Source organism: Pseudomonas sp. 10B238, assembly GCF_000970615.1.
In the GTDB taxonomy this organism is placed as follows: Bacteria; Pseudomonadota; Gammaproteobacteria; order Pseudomonadales; family Pseudomonadaceae; genus Stutzerimonas.
The window spans coordinates 443,256-460,011 of sequence record NZ_KQ033928.1 but is presented as its reverse complement, the minus strand read 5'-3'; the positions used below and the strand labels follow the sequence as shown (position 1 = coordinate 460,011).

The following is a 16,756-nucleotide window of genomic DNA, read 5'->3' as shown; positions in this document are numbered from 1 at the left end:
ATCATGCGCGACCTGCCTTGCGCTGCTGACGGCGAATCAGCGTTTGCATCAGCCAGCCGGTAAACACCAACGACACCACCAGCGAGAGCACCAGTACGCCGACGATGGCCCAGAAATCCTCGAGAATCGCCCCGGTGTAGGCCATCACACCCACAGCGGGCGGCACCAGCAACAGGGGCAGATAACGCAACAGGCTACTCGCGGCGACCTGCAGCGATTCACTCGCTTGCCCGCGAGCCAGCAGCGCTACGAACAGCAACAGCAAGCCGATGATTGGCCCCGGCAGCATTGGCAGAACCATTACGTTGAGCGCAGTGCCAAGCAGTTGGAACAGCAGCAGCCAGGTTAGTCCGCGTAGCAGCATGGAAGCCTCCAGAGCAAAGGAGCGCAATTATAAGCATCTCGCCACAACGACACCCGCAACAGCTCCCTATCAGCCTATGGCGCGCCATTCGCACGAACCATGCTTGGTTGATTCGCCCTCGGCTGCGTGCTGATCTAGCGTTGCGTCACATCCGCACAAAACAACAAACACCGGAGGATATATGCCGCAAGTACCCGTAGCAGAACTCAAGGACTACATTGGCAAAGAGCTAGGCCACTCCGAATGGTTCACCGTCGATCAGCAGCGAGTCGACCAGTTCGCCGATTGCACCGGTGATCACCAGTTCATCCACATCGACCCGGAAAAAGCTGCGCAAACCCCGTTCGGTGGCACCATCGCCCACGGCTTCCTGTCGCTTTCGCTATTGCCGATGTTGATGGACGAATTGATGATTCGCCCTGAAGGAACCAAGATGGGCGTCAACTACGGGCTCGACAGCCTGCGCTTCATCCAGCCAGTCAGGGTCGGCTCGCGGGTTCGCGTTGCAGCGACGCTACTCGACGCCTACGAGAAGAACCCGGGACAGTGGCTGCTCAAGTCGCGCGCCGTGATGGAAATCGAGGGCGTAGAAAAGCCCGCCTACATTGCTGAGACCCTGGCGCTCTGCTTTGTCTGACCAGACGGGCGCAGTTGCCGCACCCCGCTGAGTTTGCGGCATACTGCAGCGTCACCCCTCTGGAAAGCCGCATGCGCAAACTCGCTCCGCTTCTGTTCGCCTGTTTTTTGACCGCCTGCGGTGATGGCGAACCGTTGTTGCCTGCCGACGCCGTGCTGCCTGATGGTGGTCGTTACCGGGGCGAGATCATAAATGGCCTGCTGCAGGGCGAAGGGCGTATCGACTACCCCAACGGCAGCCATTACCTCGGATCATTCAAGGATGGACAGTGGCACGGTCAGGGCGTCTGGCAAGGCGCCAATGGCGACCGCTACGAAGGCTCCTTCAAACAAGGTCTGTTCAATGGCCAGGGCCGCTTCAGCTACGCCACGGGAGGTGTCTATGAAGGGCATTTCGAGCAGGGAAGCCTCAACGGCACGGGCCGCTACAGCGAACCCGGCCTGAGCTACGAAGGTGGGTTCAAGGACGGCCTCTATCACGGCACCGGCAAATTTCAGGAAGCAGAGGGCATCAGCTACGAGGGCGAATTCGGCGACGGCCAGCCCGACGGCGAGGGCACCCGCAGCGACACCAGTGGAGTATTCAGCGGCACCTTCACCGACGGCCGACTCAGCGGTGACGGCCTCTACCGTAGCAAAGACGGCGAGCATTACCTGGGCCAGTTTCGAGACGACCTTTTCCATGGCCAGGGGCGCTACGAAGATGCTGCCGGAAATGTCTGGAGAGGCACCTTCAAACACGGCGAACTAAGCGGCAACGGCGAATATGTCGGCATCGATGGTACGCACTACAGCGGACAGTTCGCACGCTGGCAGTACAACGGCGAAGGGGATCTGCGCCAGCCGGACGGCGCTCAGTACGTCGGTCGTTTCCAGGCAGGCCAGTTCGATGGGCCGGGAACCCTCATCCTCGCCGACGGCACCAAGCGGAGCGGTACGTGGCGGGCCGGCCGCCTAAGCCAGGATGCTCAAGGCAAGCGCCTCGCCGACCCACTGGAGATAGGCCTGCTGCACCAGGGCCAGCTGTTGGCGGACGCTCTTGACGCAGTGCCGCCATCGACCCCGGCAGCAGAGCTCTACAGCCTGACCCTGGCAGGCGATGGACAGCAAAGTGTGTTTCTGCGCGAGGTCGACTTCGTGGACGACCTGCTGGCTGAACGTTTTGCCGCCCACGGTCAGATCAGTTTGGTCAACCACCGCGACCACTTCGCCGACCGGCCACTGGCCACTCGCGAAAACCTTTCCCGCGCGATTGCCCGGCTGGCTGAGCGCAGCGGCCCGGAAGACCTGATCTTCATCTACTTGACCAGTCACGGCTCGGCAGACCATCAGTTGGTCCTCGCGCAACCCCGGCTGGCGCTGGAGGACTTGCCAGCAGCGGCCCTGTCGGCGCTGATGCAGCCACTTGCCGAACGCAACAAGATCATTGTCATCTCTGCCTGCTATTCCGGCGGGTTCATCGAGCCGCTGAAAAGCCCCAACACGCTCATCATTACCGCAGCTCGTGCTGACCGCGTGTCGTTTGGCTGCTCCGAAGAGAGCGACTTCACCTACTTCGGCCGCGCTCTATTTGCCGAGGCCTTGCAGGAAACTCCGGATATTGTGCAGGCATTCACGCTGGCACAGGCGAGGGTTGCCGAACGGGAACAAGCCGACCACTATCAAGCTTCGGAGCCGCAGATATGGGCGCCCGAGCAGGTTGTCGAACGCTGGCGAGTGCTAAGCAAACAGCGGCCAGCGCCATCTGACTGATCGTCACAGGAAGCCAAACCATGTATCTGACGCCACAGCGTATTTTGCTTGCCGGCGCCACCGGGCTAACCGGCGAGCACCTGCTCGACCGCCTGCTCAACGAACCCACAGTAGAGTGCGTGCTCGCCCCCAGCCGCAAGCAATTAGCCACCCACCCGCGGCTTGAGAACCCGATTGGCCCGCTGCAGACGCTGCTGCCGGAGCTGTCGGGTGACATCGACACCGCGTTTTGCTGCCTGGGTAGCACGCTGAAGGAAGCAGGCAGCCAGGACGCCTTTCGCGCCATCGACCATGATCTGGTTGTCGCCTTCGCCAAACGCGCTCGGGAGATGGGCGCGCGACACCTGCTGGTAATCAGCTCGCTGGGAGCCGACCCCGCCAGTTCTATTTTTTACTGCCGTGTCAAAGGCGAGATGGAGCAGGCGCTACGCGCCCAGAACTGGCCGCAACTGACCATCGTGCGACCTTCGCAGCTGCTCGGGCCACGCATGCAGGTCCGCCCAGTCGAACGGCTGACCGCCCCGCTCTCCTATCTGTTGCCCGGCAAATACCGGGGTATCTCTGCCTGCACTCTGGCGCGGGCGCTCTGGCGCCTGGCGCTGGAGGAAGGCGAAGGTACGCGGGTGGTTGAGTCAGACGAACTGCGAAGACTTGGCCGGTAACCGTTTCAAGCTGCGCTGATGCCGCACGCAGCTTGTGTAAACCACGCATTTTTCCGGTTTTGCCATGCTTCGGCGTGATCAGTGCTTGATGAAGTGCTCGCGGTAATGGCGCAGCTCGGCAATCGACTCGCGGATGTCGTCCAGCGCCAGGTGCGTACCACCTTTCTTGAAGCCAGCCAGTACCTCAGGCGCCCAGCGCGCGGCCAATTCTTTGAGCGTCGAAACGTCCAGGTTGCGGTAGTGAAAGTAGGCTTCGAGGCGCGGCATGCGGCGGTAAAGGAAACGCCGATCCTGGCAGATGCTGTTGCCGCAGATAGGCGACTTGCCCTTAGGCACCCACTGCTCAAGAAACGCCAGCGTCTGCGCCTCGGCCTCCTCGGTATTGATCTGACTGTCGCGCACCCGCTGAGTCAGGCCGGAACCGCCATGCTGCCGCGTATTCCACTCGTCCATACCGGCGAGGATTTCATCGCTCTGATGGATGGCGATAACCGGCCCTTCGGCCAGCACGTTGAGCTGACTGTCGGTAACGATGGTTGCCATTTCGATGATGACGTCGTTGTCAGGATCCAGACCGGTCATTTCCAGATCGATCCAGATGAGATTTTGCGGGTTCTGCATGGTGAACTCCTTGGCTGTGGCGCGCAGTTTAGCCGCTCGCGGAGCGGCCGTCAGGTTGCGGGACCGCCCCGGGCCGCCAGATCAGCAGGCGTGAACGCCGCCAGTCATCGATCGCCAGAGTTTCCTGCGCTTCAACGCCAGGCACCTCGAAGCTGTTACTGATCAACAGCGCATCCGGACTCATCTCGGCCCGAGCCTTCTGCCACAACGCAGGCATGGGAGCAGGCGAGAGAAAGCAATAGACCACATCGTAGCCGGCCAGCGGTTCGCGCCAGAAGCTGCGAAAACGCACCCGGCAGTTGCGCTGGAACAAACAGCGCAACCAGCACAATGCAAAGGTGAGCGGCGCCGTCTCGACACCGACGAAACGTGCGGATGGATAAAGCCGCGCCAACCGCAGGAGAGTGCTGCCGAGCCCACTGCCCAGATCAACGAAACTGAACCCATCGGGCAGCGCCTTTAGCCGTTGCGCCAGCTGCTGTTCGGCAACCGAACCCGTGAGATACAAGGGAACCCGCTCGGTCAGGGCGTTCCAGTTCAACATCAGCAAGATTAGAAAGCCCACCAGCAACAACCAGGGTGGCAGCGAATGGTCTTGAAGAAGCACCAGCCCCGGCACGAAGCCAAGATTGATTGGCAGCCACCAGCGCGACAATCCGAGGCGCTGGCCGATCAATGCAGCAACCGCACCTTGCAGACAGGCAGCCCCTAAAAGGCTGAGGTGCCAGCCCAGCAGTCGCGCCAATACGAGCAGCAACAGCCAACATAGCAGCAGCGACAGCAGTTGACTGAGCAGCGCCAGCAAGGCGGGATAACGAGTAAGTAAGGAGACAGGCATGGGCGCTGGCCGCCAACGGTAGAGACGGTCTAGTCTACCGGCCAAAAGCCCAGCAAAAACAGGCCCGCAGCCTGTACTCACGGGCATGTTAGACTCGCCCTCTTTTCATACCTGGGCACCCACGCAATGGCCAAACGCCAACTCAACCGCCGGCAAAGCTGGCGCATCGAGAAGATCCAGGAAGAACGCGCCACACGCGCGGCGCGGCGGGAATCGCGCACAGTGGAAGAGCTCGAGGGCGGCGATCTCGGCCCGGAACAGACCGGCCTGGTCATCGCTCACTTCGGCGTGCAGGTTGAAGTTGAGGCTCAGGAAGGCGAGCACTGCGGCCAGGTGTTCCGCTGCCACCTGCGTGCAAACCTGCCAGCGCTGGTGACCGGCGATCGAGTGGTCTGGCGTCCAGGCAACCAGGGCATCGGTGTAATCGTTGCGCAACTGCCGCGTCAGTCCGAGCTCTGCCGGCCAGACACTCGCGGTCAGCTCAAGCCAGTGGCCGCCAACGTCGACCTGATCGTCATCGTTTTCGCCCCGTTGCCGGAGCCGCACGCCAATCTCATCGACCGCTACCTGATCGCAGCCGAGCATGCCGGGATCACGCCGCTGTTGCTGCTGAACAAGGCAGACCTGATTGATGCCCAGAACGAAGGTGCACTCAACGCCCTGCTGGCGGTCTACCGCACCCTGGGCTATCCCCTGATGGAGGTGTCCGCGCATGACGGCGCAGGCATGGAGGCGCTGCAAGCGCGCCTCGACGGGCACGTCAGCGTGTTCGTCGGCCAGTCCGGGGTGGGCAAATCGTCGCTGGTGAACAGCCTTTTGCCTGGCGTCGACACCCGGGTGGGTGCGCTGTCAGAGATGACCGGCAAGGGGACGCATACCACCACGACCGCGCGGCTGTTTCATTTCCCCGGCGGTGGCGAGCTCATCGACTCCCCGGGCATCCGCGAATTCGGCCTGGGCCACGTAAGCCGCTCTGATGTCGAGGCCGGCTTCATCGAGTTCCAGGACCTGCTGGGTCACTGCCGCTTCCGCGACTGCAAGCATGACCGCGAGCCGGGCTGCGCTTTGCTCAAGGCACTGGAGCAGGGGCAAATCCAGCCACAACGCATGGCCAGTTACCGACATATCATCAGTAGCCTACCGGAAGCCGACTACTGACATTTGCTTGACCAGACGCGGTTGAGCCGCCCGGCTCAGTTACCGCCAGGCTGGTCGAATTGCAGCACACCGTCCTCGAAGATGTTCAGTCGCTCGCGCAACTGCGGTGCTTGCAGCGGCGCGGAAGGCGCTGCCGAGGGCGCCGATGTATCGCCTGCGGAGGTGGGCTCTGACGCTGCGTCTTTCCCCGTCGCGTCCGACTGCTCACCCTCGATATCGCGCTGCGCTTTCTTGGTCAAACCAGGATATCGATGCGGCGATTGACGGGATTCAACGGGTCCTCCCGATCAAACAAGGCCGAAGAGGCATAGCCCACCACCCGGGCAATCTGTTCCTCTGGATAGCTACCCGCAACCAAGGCGCGCCGAGCCGCATTGGCCCGCCCTGCCGACAACTCCCAGTTACCAAATTCGCCGCGCCCAGAATAGGGCTTGGCATCGGTGTGCCCGCTGACGCTGATCTTGTTCGGCACCGCACGGATGGTATCGGCCATGGCCAGCAGAATATCCTCGAAGTACGGCTGCAACTGGGCACTGCCTAGGGCAAACATAGGACGATTGGCCGCATCCATGATCTGGATGCGCAAGCCGTCCTGAGTGATCTCGAACAGGATCTGGTCCTTGAAGCGGGTCAGCTCCGGATTTTCGTCAACCTTGTTTTGCAACTCTTGAAGCAGAAGATCCAAACGTTCGCGCTCCAACTGCTCGGCGAAGGTTTCCGCCTGCTCCGCATCCATCGCCGCGTCGGTCTGCTGCACTGCCGGATCGACGACGTCGTTGAGCGTACGGTCCGGCGCAGGCGTTGGGGTACCGCCCAGATCGATCACATGCGGACTGGCGCTTTCAGTGAAGCCAATCGGGTCCTGGAAATAGCCCGAAATCGCACGTTTCTGTTCGGGCGTGGCCGAGGACATCAGCCACATCACCATAAAGAACGCCATCATGGCGGTCGCAAAGTCGGCGAAGGCAATCTTCCAAGCGCCACCGTGGTGGCCCGCGGCGACCTTCTTGATCCGCTTGACGATGATTGGTTGGGTATTGTCCATGATTGCGCTTAGCTACCACGCATCGCTTGTTCAAGCTCAGCGAAGCTCGGACGGTGCGCCGGCAGCAGGACCTTGCGGCCAAACTCAACGGCCAGCGTCGGCGGCATTCCCGACGCGGAGGCCACCAGGGTCGCCTTGATGCCCTCGTACAGATTCAGTTCTTCCTTGGCGTCGTGCTCGAGTGCCGCCGACAGCGGGCCGAAGAAACCGTAGGACGCCAGAATACCGAGGAAGGTACCTACCAGGGCCGTACCGACCTTCTCACCAATCTCCGCGTTGGTTGCCGAAGCGAGCACCGACATGGTGATCACGATGCCCAGCACCGCGGCCACGATTCCCATCGCGGGCAAGCCATCGGCGATTTTCGCCACAGCGTGAGACGGATGCTCGAGTTCTTCCTTGAGACCGTTGAGCTCCATATCGAACAGCCCTTCCAGCTCGTGCGGAGCCATGTTGCCGGACGACATGATGCGCAGATAATCGCAGACGAAGGCGGTCATCCGCTCGTCCTTCAGAATTGCCGGATACTTGCTGAATATAGGACTGGCTGCGGGATCTTCGATGTCGGCCTCGATGGCCATCATGCCCTCACGGCGACTCTTGTTGAGGACCTCGTAGAGCATCCCCAGCACTTCCAGGTAGTACTTGTGAGTAAAGCGGTTGCCAAACATCTGCAGCGACTTCTTGAACACGATTTTGGTCGTGCTGCCGGGGTTCGCCTGCAGGAAGCCGCCAAGTGCGGCACCACCGATGATCATCACCTCGAACGGGTGGATCAGCGCGGCAACCTTGCCGCCGGACAGGATGAAACCGCCAAGAACACTGGCGATTACCACAATAATGCCGATTATTTTTGCCATAGGTAGGTACGTCTAAAACCCGATCTTAGGGCACCTGAAACAAGCCGTGCGACATCGCACGATCTCGATTGGGGTCAGGCGGAAGGGCAGATGAAAAGAATTGTTCTGGTTATCGGAACTTTTGCGCCAGACTAAAGGCCATCCCGATGAAATGCTAGTTCGGCGGCGCCATGACTACGACACCATACCCCCGCACGCTTGCAGCCTGGCTCAAGACGTTGGACGCCGTTGTCCTGCCAGCGGCTGCCGGTCCCTATGCGCGTGTTCAACGGGCACTGGGCGACAGTAGCTTATCCATGCGCGAGATTTCGGACCTTATACAGGAAAGTCCGGTCCTTGCACTTACCGTGATCCGCGAAGCCAACCGCAGCGCCGGATCGACCAACAAACCGGCCGAGAGCCTTGAGGTTGCGCTCAGCCGCATCGGCCTGAAGCGCGCCGAAGCCCTGTTTGCCAAAGTGCCAGCCGCTCAGCCAAACGATATCCCGGCGCCGTTACGGCAGCTGATGTTGATCAGTAGCCACGCCAGCCAGCAGGCTAACGGATTGTTTGCTTCACGCTTGGCGCGACTCTGGCAGGAAATCCACTGGAGCAGCCTGTTGTTTCTTTCGCCGGCGTGGGCGCTGATCGCCGCGCACCCGGAACTGTTGGAGACCTGGGAGCAACGCGTACTGGTCAAATGCGAACCCGCCCGCCAGGTCGAGCAATCGTTGCTGGGCGTCTCGTTGCTGGAGCTCTGCATCGCCACCGCCGAACACTGGGGGCTGCCCGGCTGGATTGCCCAAGGCTACCGGCTCCTCAACGAGCACCGGCGCATGCTGATCAAGGCACTGCACATCGCCCGCGATAATGAACACCCCTTGCACCAGCAACAGATGCTCGACGCCGACCCTACGCTGCGTCGCTGGCTCACCTTACCAAGCAACACCATCCTGCTCGCAAACGGTCTGGCACTTTCGGCACATCACAGCTGGAGCGGCATCCATAGCCTGCGCTGGCAGCGGCTCGCTGGACTCTACCTGCAGGTGCCTCTCGCCGAACTGCAGCAGATGACGCATCAGCAAGCGGCGGCCAGCGCCCGTGCGATCGGGCCAACCGATCTCTGGCATCCGGCCCAGGGGCTACTCTGGCCATGGGAAAGCACCTTCCAGGTGGAAAAGGCCGCGAAGCTGCCCGACACCGAAACCTTGACCCGATGGCGCGAGCATTGCCGCGAGCTGCTCAGCGATCCCTGCCCCTTCGACAATGTGCTCCAACTTACGGCGACCGCCTGCAAAGCACTGACCTGCTCGGGCATGCAGCGCGTACTGTTGCTGATGGTAGATCGCAAGCAACAGCGCCTGGTCAGTCAGCAGGCCGACGGACTGCCAAACGAAGCAGCCCGGCTGACGCTCGATCCCGAGCAAAGCCAGGTGTTGCGCAGATTGCTGGAAAAACCGGCGTTATTACGGCTCAAGCCGGATAACCTCGCCCAATTCACAGCGCTGTTGCCCGGCGCACTGAAAGCACTGTTCCCCAGCGAACACGTCCTGTTGCGCTCCGTCGGCCTGGAAGATCGCGTGGTGATGCTGCTGGTGGTCGATCAGAACAACACCGCTTTCAGTGAGACGGGTTTGCAGGCCTTCACCAAGACGGTCCAGTGCATCGAGCGCGCCCTGGCGACGTTCAGCAAACGCGCCCGCTGATTTTTTCGCTAGACTGCTCCTTTCTGTCCGTTCGAGGCTTGCCGTGTCCGCCTTTTCCACCCTGCCGCTGGTAATCGAACCGGCCGATCTGGCCGAGCGCTTGAATGCTCCCGAGCTGATTCTGGTCGACCTGACCAGTGCGGCCCGCTACGCCGAGGGCCACGTGCCTGGCGCTCGCTTCGTTGATCCCAAGCAGACTCAGCTCGGCCAACCACCGGCGCCGGGGCAACTGCCCGGCAAGCCTCAGCTGGAAGCACTATTTGGCGCGCTGGGGCATCGTGCCGACGCTGTCTATGTGGTGTACGACGACGAAGGGGGCGGCTGGGCCGGCCGATTCATCTGGCTGCTTGATGTCATCGGCCATTCCAATTACCACTACCTGAACGGCGGGTTGCACGCCTGGCTGGCAGAACAGCGCCCCCTGTCGCAAGACAGCCCTGTCGCTGCAGGCGGCCCGGTCCCCCTACAGCTGGACGAAACCCCTAGCGCGACCCGCGAGTATCTCGAAAGCCGGCTCGGTGCCGCCGACCTGGTGATCTGGGATGCACGCTCGCCGGAAGAGTATCGCGGCGAGAAAGTGCTCGCAGCGCGCGCGGGGCATATCCCCGGCGCAATCAACTTCGAGTGGACCGCAGCCATGGACCCGGCACGCGCCATGCGCATCCGCGAAGACATCGCTGAACGGCTGGAAGCGCTCGGCATCACCGCCGACAAAGAAATTGTCACCCACTGCCAGACGCATCATCGCTCCGGCTTCACCTACCTGCTGGCCAAGGCATTGGGCTATCCGCGCGTCAAGGGATACCCTGGCTCCTGGGGCGAATGGGGCAATCTACCCGACACCCCGATCCAGCAATGAAAAGGTTATCCATGAAAGATCGCTTGTTTGTATTAAGCCAGTATCTGCTGCCACATCATCTGATTTCGCGCCTCGCCGGCTGCCTCGCCGAGTGCCGCCTGCCCTGGCTGAAAAACACGTTCATCAAGGCGTTCATTCGTCATTTTGGCGTGCCGATGCACGAAGCACAGATCGAAGAGCCGACTGCTTTCGAACATTTCAATGCCTTCTTTACCCGCGCATTGAAAGACGGCGCTCGCCCACTCGATCCGACACCCGCTGCGGTCCTCAACCCCTGCGATGGCGCCATCAGCCAGCTCGGCAAGATCGAGCAAGGGCGGATCTTTCAAGCCAAGGGTCACACCTACAGCGTGATGGAACTGCTCGGCGGCGATCACCAACGTGCCGCGCCCTTCATGGGTGGAGACTTCGCCACCGTATACCTATCGCCCAAGGACTATCATCGGGTGCATATGCCGCTGACCGGCACCCTGCGGGAGATGGTTTACATACCGGGCCGCATCTTCTCGGTGAACACCGTCACCGCTGAAGGCGTCCCGGAGTTGTTCGCTCGCAATGAGCGGGTGGTCTGCCTGTTCGATACCGAACACGGGCCAATGGCCATGGTATTAGTCGGCGCAATGATCGTCGCCAGCATCGAGACCGTGTGGGCCGGATTGGTTACGCCGCCCAAGCGCTCGCTCAAGACCTTTCACTATGACGAAGCAGCGCGGGCACCCATACGGCTGGAGAAAGGGGCGGAAATGGGCCGCTTTAAGCTCGGCTCCACTGTGATCCTGCTGTTTGGACCGGACCGGGTCAGCTGGGCTGAACACTTGGGGGCCTTGACGCCGGTCCGCATGGGGGAAGGGCTGGGCCAGGCGAAGTCGGAGGGTGACATCGTGGCGCCGCCACCGGTCTCACCTCAGGTCTGACACCGCCAATGGTCGGCGGACGCTGGCCAATTGCTCCGGGTTCGCTATGATTGCTTGCAACGATTGCATATTGATATCACGGCGTGGCGGGCCTCCCCAGTTCACCACCGCCGTTGGTGGTACGGCTGCAGGCATGCCACGGAGTTTATCGCTTGGATAACCAGAGCCAGCCATTACTGTTGCGTGTGTCGACGCCGAATTGCCAGGAGTTATCCTTCTGCGAACCCAACGTGCGCGGCGTCAGACGCTGGCTTTCCGGCCTGCCTAAGGCGAACCTCGGCGAGACCGCGCGACAGCTGTACCAGGCCATGCGCGAGCTCAATCAGCTTCGCACGACCGCGGCGAACCGATTGCAGCTGCTCGAGCTACTGCGACCAGAAATCCATTTCGTCTGCCGGGAGCTGGAACGCTACTTCATCAACCAGCCTATCGTGCTCGGCGAACGCCCGCGCAAAGTGGCTAGCCTGTGCCAAGCACTGCACAACCATCTCGCGATTGGCTACAAATTGATCTCCGCCGAGCTGGCCCCACAGACTGGACGTGACCGCCTGCAGTTGCTCACCATTGCCCTGCAGCGGGCCATCCGCAGCCTTTGCGCAATGCTCGTACGCTCCACCCAGCTCTACAGCCCGACGCCTGATGGCCTGTGGCTGGAGCTGCATCAGCTGTACGCAATAGCCGTCGCCCAAGGCATACACCGCACCCTCGTGCAGGACGAATTGTGCTATCAGGTTCCCGGCCTCAGTACGGAACAGAGCTACATCGTTGCGCTGATGCTGGGCAGCGCCCGCTGCAACCAGATGCGGCAGCAAGGTATCGGCCAACTCGCACAACTGCTCGAACCCTGGAGCGCCTTGGTCCAGCTGCAGGCTGGGTTGGGGCCGACCAGCCTGTTCGGCGTGTCCCCACGCATCGATGGTCCACCGCGCTATCGATCGATGTTTCCCGCCAACGAACGCTCCGATCTGCTCGGCATTGACCCGCATGCTCTGGTCAAAGCCATCCAGTCGCACCTGCAGTTGCCAGCCACCGAGAATAAAACGCTCGCCATCCCCGAAGGGTTGAATCCGGACCTATTGCAGCATTTGATTGCCGCCTGGGGTGACATCTCCGAGCGCAGCTTTCAACGCGCCCCGACAAAAGGGTCGATGACCCTGTGCATCGGCATGAGCGCATTGCATTACTACCTGGCAGGCCAGCGCCCGTTCGGCGAGCTGCTGAAACGCCCTGACGCGACTCGATCAGCTGTGTTCAAGCTGAACAATGCCGCACCTGACGTCTGGTCCGTGGCGTTCGACGCCCAGGTGGTCGTTGAAGAGGAGCGACTTCCAGAAGAGGACCACATTGAGTTCGTCCGCCCGGTTACCGCACCGTCCAAGGCGATCGAGGAAGACGAGGCCGCACAACCTAAAGCCGATAGCCCATTTTCAACATTCGAAGTGCAAAGGGTCGACCAGAGCCCAGGCGGTTACTGCCTGTCCTGGCCGGGCGAGGTCCCGGCCCAACTCCAGGCTGGCGAGCTGCTCGGCCTGCAGGACGCCACCAGCCAGACCTGGAGCGTCGCAGTGGTACGCTGGGTCCGTCAGGTCCGCGGCAGCGGGCCGCAGATGGGCGTTGAACTCATCGCGCCCCAAGCACAGCCCTGCGGACTTCGCCTGCTGCGCAAAACCGATCAGGGCAGCGAATACCTGCGCGCCCTGCTCCTGCCGGAAATCAGCGTGGTCTCGCGTCCGGCTACGCTGATCGTCCCCCGTTTGCCCTTCCAAGAAGGTCAGAAAGTGCAGATCAACCAGAACGGTGACGAGCACCGCGCGATGCTCTTTCGCCGGCAGGCCGGCACCAGCAGCTATAGCCAGTTCGAGTATCAGTTGGTGGGCCTCACCGTCTCCCCCCAGGAGACGCCGATCACAGCGCGGGGCACCCAGGCGACTTCAAGGGGTGAAGATTTTGACTCGCTCTGGAACACGCTGTAGATTGCCGAACACCGTTTTTTAGCCTTCACGCCCCTCTACGGCGCGTTCTAAAGCTGCAGCCATGGCCCCGCAAAAGAAAACCATCCGCCTGCTGATCCTCGAGGATTCGCAGAATGAAGCTGAGCGACTGGTCAGCCTGTTTCGTAACGCGGGCCAGGCGACGCGCGTTCATCGCTTGACCTCCAGCGAAGACTTAGCCGATGCACTGCAGCAGACCTGGGATCTTCTGATCAATGCGCCGTCCAGCGTCAACCTCGATCCTAGCGAAGCAATCAGCGCCATTCGCAAGCAAGCCAAGGATATTCCGGTCATCCAGCTTATCGAGGGCAACGACACCGATGCGATTACCGAAGCCCTCACCTTGGGCGCTCAGGGCGCGCTGCCGCAGGGCGAGGACGAGTGGCTGATCCTGGTCGCGAGCAGGGAATTGGCAAACCTTGAGGAGCGTCGTGCACGCCGCTCCTCCGAACTGGCACTACGCGAAGCCGAAAAGCGCTGTCAGCTGCTGCTGGAGAGTTCGGTGGATGCAATTGCCTATGTCCACGACGGCATGCATATCTACGCCAACCGGGCCTATCTGGAGCTGTTTGGCTACGAGGATGTTGAAGAACTCGAAGGCATGCCAATGATTGACCTGATCGCTTCCTGTGATCAGGGCGAGTTCAAAGGCTTTCTGAAGAACTATCAAAGCCTGCAGGGCAGCGCCGAGCTGGTCTGCGGCGGAATTCGCGCTGACGGCAGCAGCTTCAAGGCAAGCATGCACTTTTCGCCTGCCAGCTACGATGGCGAGCCGTGCATCCAGGCTGTCATTCGCGCAGAAAGCGACAATGCCGAGCTGAAAAAGCTGCGCGAGATCAGCAGCCAGGATCTGGTGACCGGTCTTTACAACCGCAACCATTTCCTTGAGTCGCTGGACGGCGCGGTCGAGCGCGCCGTAAACGCCGGAAAGAGTTCTAGCCTCGCCTACATCCGCATCGATCGTTTCGCCAGCCTGCAAGCCGAGATCGGCCTGGGCGATTCGGATCGCTTGCTGGCCGAATTGGCGCAGTTGCTTCGCGCGCAGTTTACGGAGCAGGCGGAACTGGCACGCTTCGGTGACGATGCGTTCGCGGTACTCATGGCAGAGGCCACGCCAAAGCAACTCGAACAACCCCTGACCGAGTTGCTACGCAAGGTCGAAGGGCATCTTTTCGATGTCGGCGGCCGCACCATTCAGACCAGCCTGAGTATCGGGGTCGCCGCCCTCGACGAACAGACTGCGAAAGCTCGGGACGTGATTGACCGCGCCCACCGCTGCGCCGAAGAGCTGACCGATGGCAACGCCCTGAGAACCTACGATCCGGCCCGCGAACTTGCAGCCGCCGCTAGCCGCGGCAACGTGCTCGCCATGCTGCAACAGGCGCTGGAAAAGAACAGCTTCCGCCTGCTGTTCCAACCGATCATCAGCCTCCGCGGCGATAGCCACGAACACTACGAAGTGCTATTGCGTCTGCTCGACCCAGAGGGCACCGAGGTTCCGCCGGGAGAGTTTCTCGATGCCGCTAAAGAGGCAGGGCTGGCCACCAAGATTGATCGCTGGGTACTGCTTAACTCGATCAAACTGCTCGCCGAACACCGCAACAAGGGCCACAGCACGAGGCTGATGGTTCACCTGTCAGGACCCAGCCTGCAGGACCCATCACTTCTTGGCTGGCTTGGCGTCGCACTCAAGGCTTCCAAGCTGCCGCCCGACTCGCTGGTTTTCCAACTTGACGAAAACGACGCCGTCGCTTACCTGAGGCAGGCCAAGGCGCTCACCCAGGGGCTTGCCGGGCTCGGCTGCCGCGTCGCCCTGAACCAGTTCGGCTGTGTGCTGAATCCGCTCAATACGCTCAAGCACCTCAACGCCGATTTCGTGAAGATCGATGGCTCCTATACCCAGGACCTGAGCCGCCAGGAGAATCAGGAAGCGCTCAAACAGCTCCTGGCACAGCTCCATGAACAGGCCAAGCAGACCATTGTGCCCTTCGTAGACAGCGCCACCGTCCTGGCCACGCTCTGGCAGGCGGGTGTCGGCTATATCCAGGGCCAGTACCTGCAGGGCCCGAGCCAGTCGATGGATTACAACTTTTCCTCCGACGAAGATTGATCCCCAGCCGCAGCGGCTCCATCGGTCGGTCGAATCGCCACGGCGAAAAGACCTCGTCGACGCCCGCGCGTCCCCGCGGGACTTGATCTCTGTCAGCTCCGACCGCCCTGCTTGGACTAGAGTGTTCTGACCTAGCCTGCGAGGGATGCGTCATGACCATGATGAGAGCCGCCGCGTTCGTCGAACCCGGCCGAATCGAGCTTGTTGACAAACCTATCCCCGACGTCGGCCCCAACGACGCCCTGGTGCGTATCACCACCACGACCATCTGCGGCACCGATGTGCATATTCTGAAGGGCGAGTATCCCGTTGCCCCCGGCCTGACCATCGGCCACGAACCCGTGGGCGTGATAGAGAAGCTAGGCAGCAACGTACAGGGCTACCGGGAAGGCCAGCGCGTCATCGCCGGTGCGATTTGTCCAAACTTCTCCTCCTATGCCAGCCAGGACGGCCTTTCCTCTCAGGACGGCGGCTGTGCCTGCCACGGCTACAAGGCGATGGGCGGTTGGCGATTCGGCAATACCATCGACGGCACCCAGGCCGAGTACGTACTGGTCCCGGACGCTCAGGGCAACCTGGCGCCGGTCCCCGACGGGCTAACCGACGAGCAGGTGCTGATGTGCCCCGACATCATGTCCACCGGATTCGCCGGCGCCGAAGCCGCCAAGATCAAAATCGGCGACATAGTGGCCATCTTCGCCCAGGGACCGATCGGTCTCTGCGCCACCGCCGGGGCACGCCTGCGGGGTGCCGGGATGATCATCGCCGTCGACGGTGTCGATGCGCGCCTGGACATTGCACGGCAAATGGGTGCTGACGTGACGTTGAATTTCAAACAAACGGATGTAGTCGAGGAAATTCTCCGGCTCACCGGTGGCAGGGGCGTTGACGCCTCCATCGAAGCACTTGGGCAACAGTCCACCTTCGAGAGCGCCTTACGCGTGCTCAAGCCTGGCGGCACGTTGTCTAGCCTGGGCGTGTATTCAGCCGACCTCACCATTCCGCTTGGTGCCTTCCATGCAGGTCTCGGCGACCACAAGATCGTCACCTCGCTGTGTCCAGGAGGGAAGGAACGGATGCGGCGGTTGCTGAACGTGGTGGCCTCGGGACGGGTAGACCTTGCCCCTTTGGTGACCCATCATTACGCCCTCGACGACATCACCAGCGCCTATGAGCTGTTCGCCAATCAGCGCGACGGGGTACTCAAAGTGGCGATAAAGCCATAAGGCAAGCCTTAGCTGGAAGCTAAAGCCTCAACCGC

Annotated in this window: 14 protein-coding genes and 1 pseudogene; 10 read left to right on the top strand and 5 right to left on the bottom strand. The window is 61.4% G+C overall.

The window, feature by feature from the left end:
- Position 1: 1 nt before the first annotated feature.
- The gene (locus tag RT21_RS04315; protein ID WP_046161765.1) at positions 2 to 364 is read right to left on the bottom strand and encodes a CidA/LrgA family protein; all 363 of its coding nucleotides are present in this window, start codon (positions 362 to 364) and stop codon (positions 2 to 4) included.
- A gap of 181 nt (positions 365 to 545) precedes the next feature.
- Here RT21_RS04315 and RT21_RS04310 point away from each other — a divergent pair, with 181 nt between their 5' ends.
- The 3 genes from RT21_RS04310 (at position 546) to RT21_RS04300 (ending at position 3,414) form a co-directional block, all read left to right on the top strand.
- A complete protein-coding gene (locus RT21_RS04310; RefSeq protein WP_045424027.1) occupies positions 546 to 1,001 on the top strand; it encodes a MaoC family dehydratase in 456 nt (151 codons plus the stop codon).
- Positions 1,002 to 1,072: 71 nt separating this feature from the next.
- On the top strand, positions 1,073 to 2,752 hold the full coding sequence (locus RT21_RS04305; protein ID WP_046161764.1) for a C13 family peptidase: 1,680 nt from the start codon (positions 1,073 to 1,075) through the stop codon (positions 2,750 to 2,752).
- A 20-nt stretch (positions 2,753 to 2,772) separates the two neighbouring features.
- A complete protein-coding gene (locus RT21_RS04300; RefSeq protein WP_046161763.1) occupies positions 2,773 to 3,414 on the top strand; it encodes an oxidoreductase in 642 nt (213 codons plus the stop codon).
- A gap of 78 nt (positions 3,415 to 3,492) precedes the next feature.
- On the opposite strand, the gene orn is transcribed toward RT21_RS04300, so the two are convergent.
- Together orn and RT21_RS04290 are read right to left on the bottom strand one after the other, a co-directional pair.
- Entirely contained in the window at positions 3,493 to 4,035 is a 543-nt protein-coding gene (orn, locus tag RT21_RS04295) for an oligoribonuclease (protein WP_046161762.1), read from the bottom strand.
- A gap of 28 nt (positions 4,036 to 4,063) precedes the next feature.
- Positions 4,064 to 4,873 (bottom strand): class I SAM-dependent methyltransferase, encoded by an 810-nt coding sequence (locus RT21_RS04290; protein WP_046161761.1) that lies wholly within the window; start codon positions 4,871 to 4,873, stop codon positions 4,064 to 4,066.
- Between the two features lie 126 nt (positions 4,874 to 4,999).
- On the opposite strand from RT21_RS04290, the gene rsgA reads away from it, so the two are divergent.
- A complete protein-coding gene (gene rsgA, locus RT21_RS04285) occupies positions 5,000 to 6,031 on the top strand; it encodes a small ribosomal subunit biogenesis GTPase RsgA (RefSeq protein WP_046161760.1) in 1,032 nt (343 codons plus the stop codon).
- 35 nt (positions 6,032 to 6,066) lie between these two features.
- Here rsgA and motB read toward each other — a convergent pair.
- Together motB and motA are read right to left on the bottom strand one after the other, a co-directional pair.
- Positions 6,067 to 7,076, bottom strand: a pseudogene (gene motB, locus RT21_RS04280) (flagellar motor protein MotB).
- An 8-nt stretch (positions 7,077 to 7,084) separates the two neighbouring features.
- The gene (motA, locus tag RT21_RS04275) at positions 7,085 to 7,936 is read right to left on the bottom strand and encodes a flagellar motor stator protein MotA (RefSeq protein ID WP_045424017.1); all 852 of its coding nucleotides are present in this window, start codon (positions 7,934 to 7,936) and stop codon (positions 7,085 to 7,087) included.
- 170 nt (positions 7,937 to 8,106) lie between these two features.
- On the opposite strand from motA, the gene RT21_RS04270 reads away from it, so the two are divergent.
- The 6 genes from RT21_RS04270 (at position 8,107) to RT21_RS04245 (ending at position 16,721) form a co-directional block, all read left to right on the top strand.
- Positions 8,107 to 9,621, top strand: a complete 1,515-nt coding sequence (locus tag RT21_RS04270) for an HDOD domain-containing protein (protein WP_046161759.1) — start codon at positions 8,107 to 8,109, stop codon at positions 9,619 to 9,621.
- Positions 9,622 to 9,664: 43 nt separating this feature from the next.
- Positions 9,665 to 10,480, top strand: a complete 816-nt coding sequence (locus tag RT21_RS04265; protein WP_046161758.1) for a rhodanese-like domain-containing protein — start codon at positions 9,665 to 9,667, stop codon at positions 10,478 to 10,480.
- Between the two features lie 11 nt (positions 10,481 to 10,491).
- The gene (gene asd, locus RT21_RS04260; RefSeq protein WP_046161757.1) at positions 10,492 to 11,394 is read left to right on the top strand and encodes an archaetidylserine decarboxylase; all 903 of its coding nucleotides are present in this window, start codon (positions 10,492 to 10,494) and stop codon (positions 11,392 to 11,394) included.
- A 152-nt stretch (positions 11,395 to 11,546) separates the two neighbouring features.
- Positions 11,547 to 13,367 (top strand): hypothetical protein, encoded by a 1,821-nt coding sequence (locus tag RT21_RS04255; RefSeq protein WP_046161756.1) that lies wholly within the window; start codon positions 11,547 to 11,549, stop codon positions 13,365 to 13,367.
- Between the two features lie 61 nt (positions 13,368 to 13,428).
- Positions 13,429 to 15,495 (top strand): GGDEF/EAL domain-containing response regulator, encoded by a 2,067-nt coding sequence (locus RT21_RS04250; protein WP_046161755.1) that lies wholly within the window; start codon positions 13,429 to 13,431, stop codon positions 15,493 to 15,495.
- 152 nt (positions 15,496 to 15,647) lie between these two features.
- A complete protein-coding gene (locus tag RT21_RS04245) occupies positions 15,648 to 16,721 on the top strand; it encodes an NAD(P)-dependent alcohol dehydrogenase (protein WP_046161754.1) in 1,074 nt (357 codons plus the stop codon).
- The last annotated feature ends 35 nt before the right edge of the window (positions 16,722 to 16,756 follow it).

Coding starts and splice junctions, on each gene's coding strand:
- RT21_RS04315 (WP_046161765.1), bottom strand. CDS start 364: ATGCTGCTACGCGGACTAACCTGGCTGCTGCTGTTCCAACTGCTTGGC.
- RT21_RS04310 (WP_045424027.1), top strand. CDS start 546: ATGCCGCAAGTACCCGTAGCAGAACTCAAGGACTACATTGGCAAAGAG.
- RT21_RS04305 (WP_046161764.1), top strand. CDS start 1,073: ATGCGCAAACTCGCTCCGCTTCTGTTCGCCTGTTTTTTGACCGCCTGC.
- RT21_RS04300 (WP_046161763.1), top strand. CDS start 2,773: ATGTATCTGACGCCACAGCGTATTTTGCTTGCCGGCGCCACCGGGCTA.
- orn (WP_046161762.1), bottom strand. CDS start 4,035: ATGCAGAACCCGCAAAATCTCATCTGGATCGATCTGGAAATGACCGGT.
- RT21_RS04290 (WP_046161761.1), bottom strand. CDS start 4,873: ATGCCTGTCTCCTTACTTACTCGTTATCCCGCCTTGCTGGCGCTGCTC.
- rsgA (WP_046161760.1), top strand. CDS start 5,000: ATGGCCAAACGCCAACTCAACCGCCGGCAAAGCTGGCGCATCGAGAAG.
- motA (WP_045424017.1), bottom strand. CDS start 7,936: ATGGCAAAAATAATCGGCATTATTGTGGTAATCGCCAGTGTTCTTGGC.
- RT21_RS04270 (WP_046161759.1), top strand. CDS start 8,107: ATGACTACGACACCATACCCCCGCACGCTTGCAGCCTGGCTCAAGACG.
- asd (WP_046161757.1), top strand. CDS start 10,492: ATGAAAGATCGCTTGTTTGTATTAAGCCAGTATCTGCTGCCACATCAT.
- RT21_RS04250 (WP_046161755.1), top strand. CDS start 13,429: ATGGCCCCGCAAAAGAAAACCATCCGCCTGCTGATCCTCGAGGATTCG.
- RT21_RS04245 (WP_046161754.1), top strand. CDS start 15,648: ATGACCATGATGAGAGCCGCCGCGTTCGTCGAACCCGGCCGAATCGAG.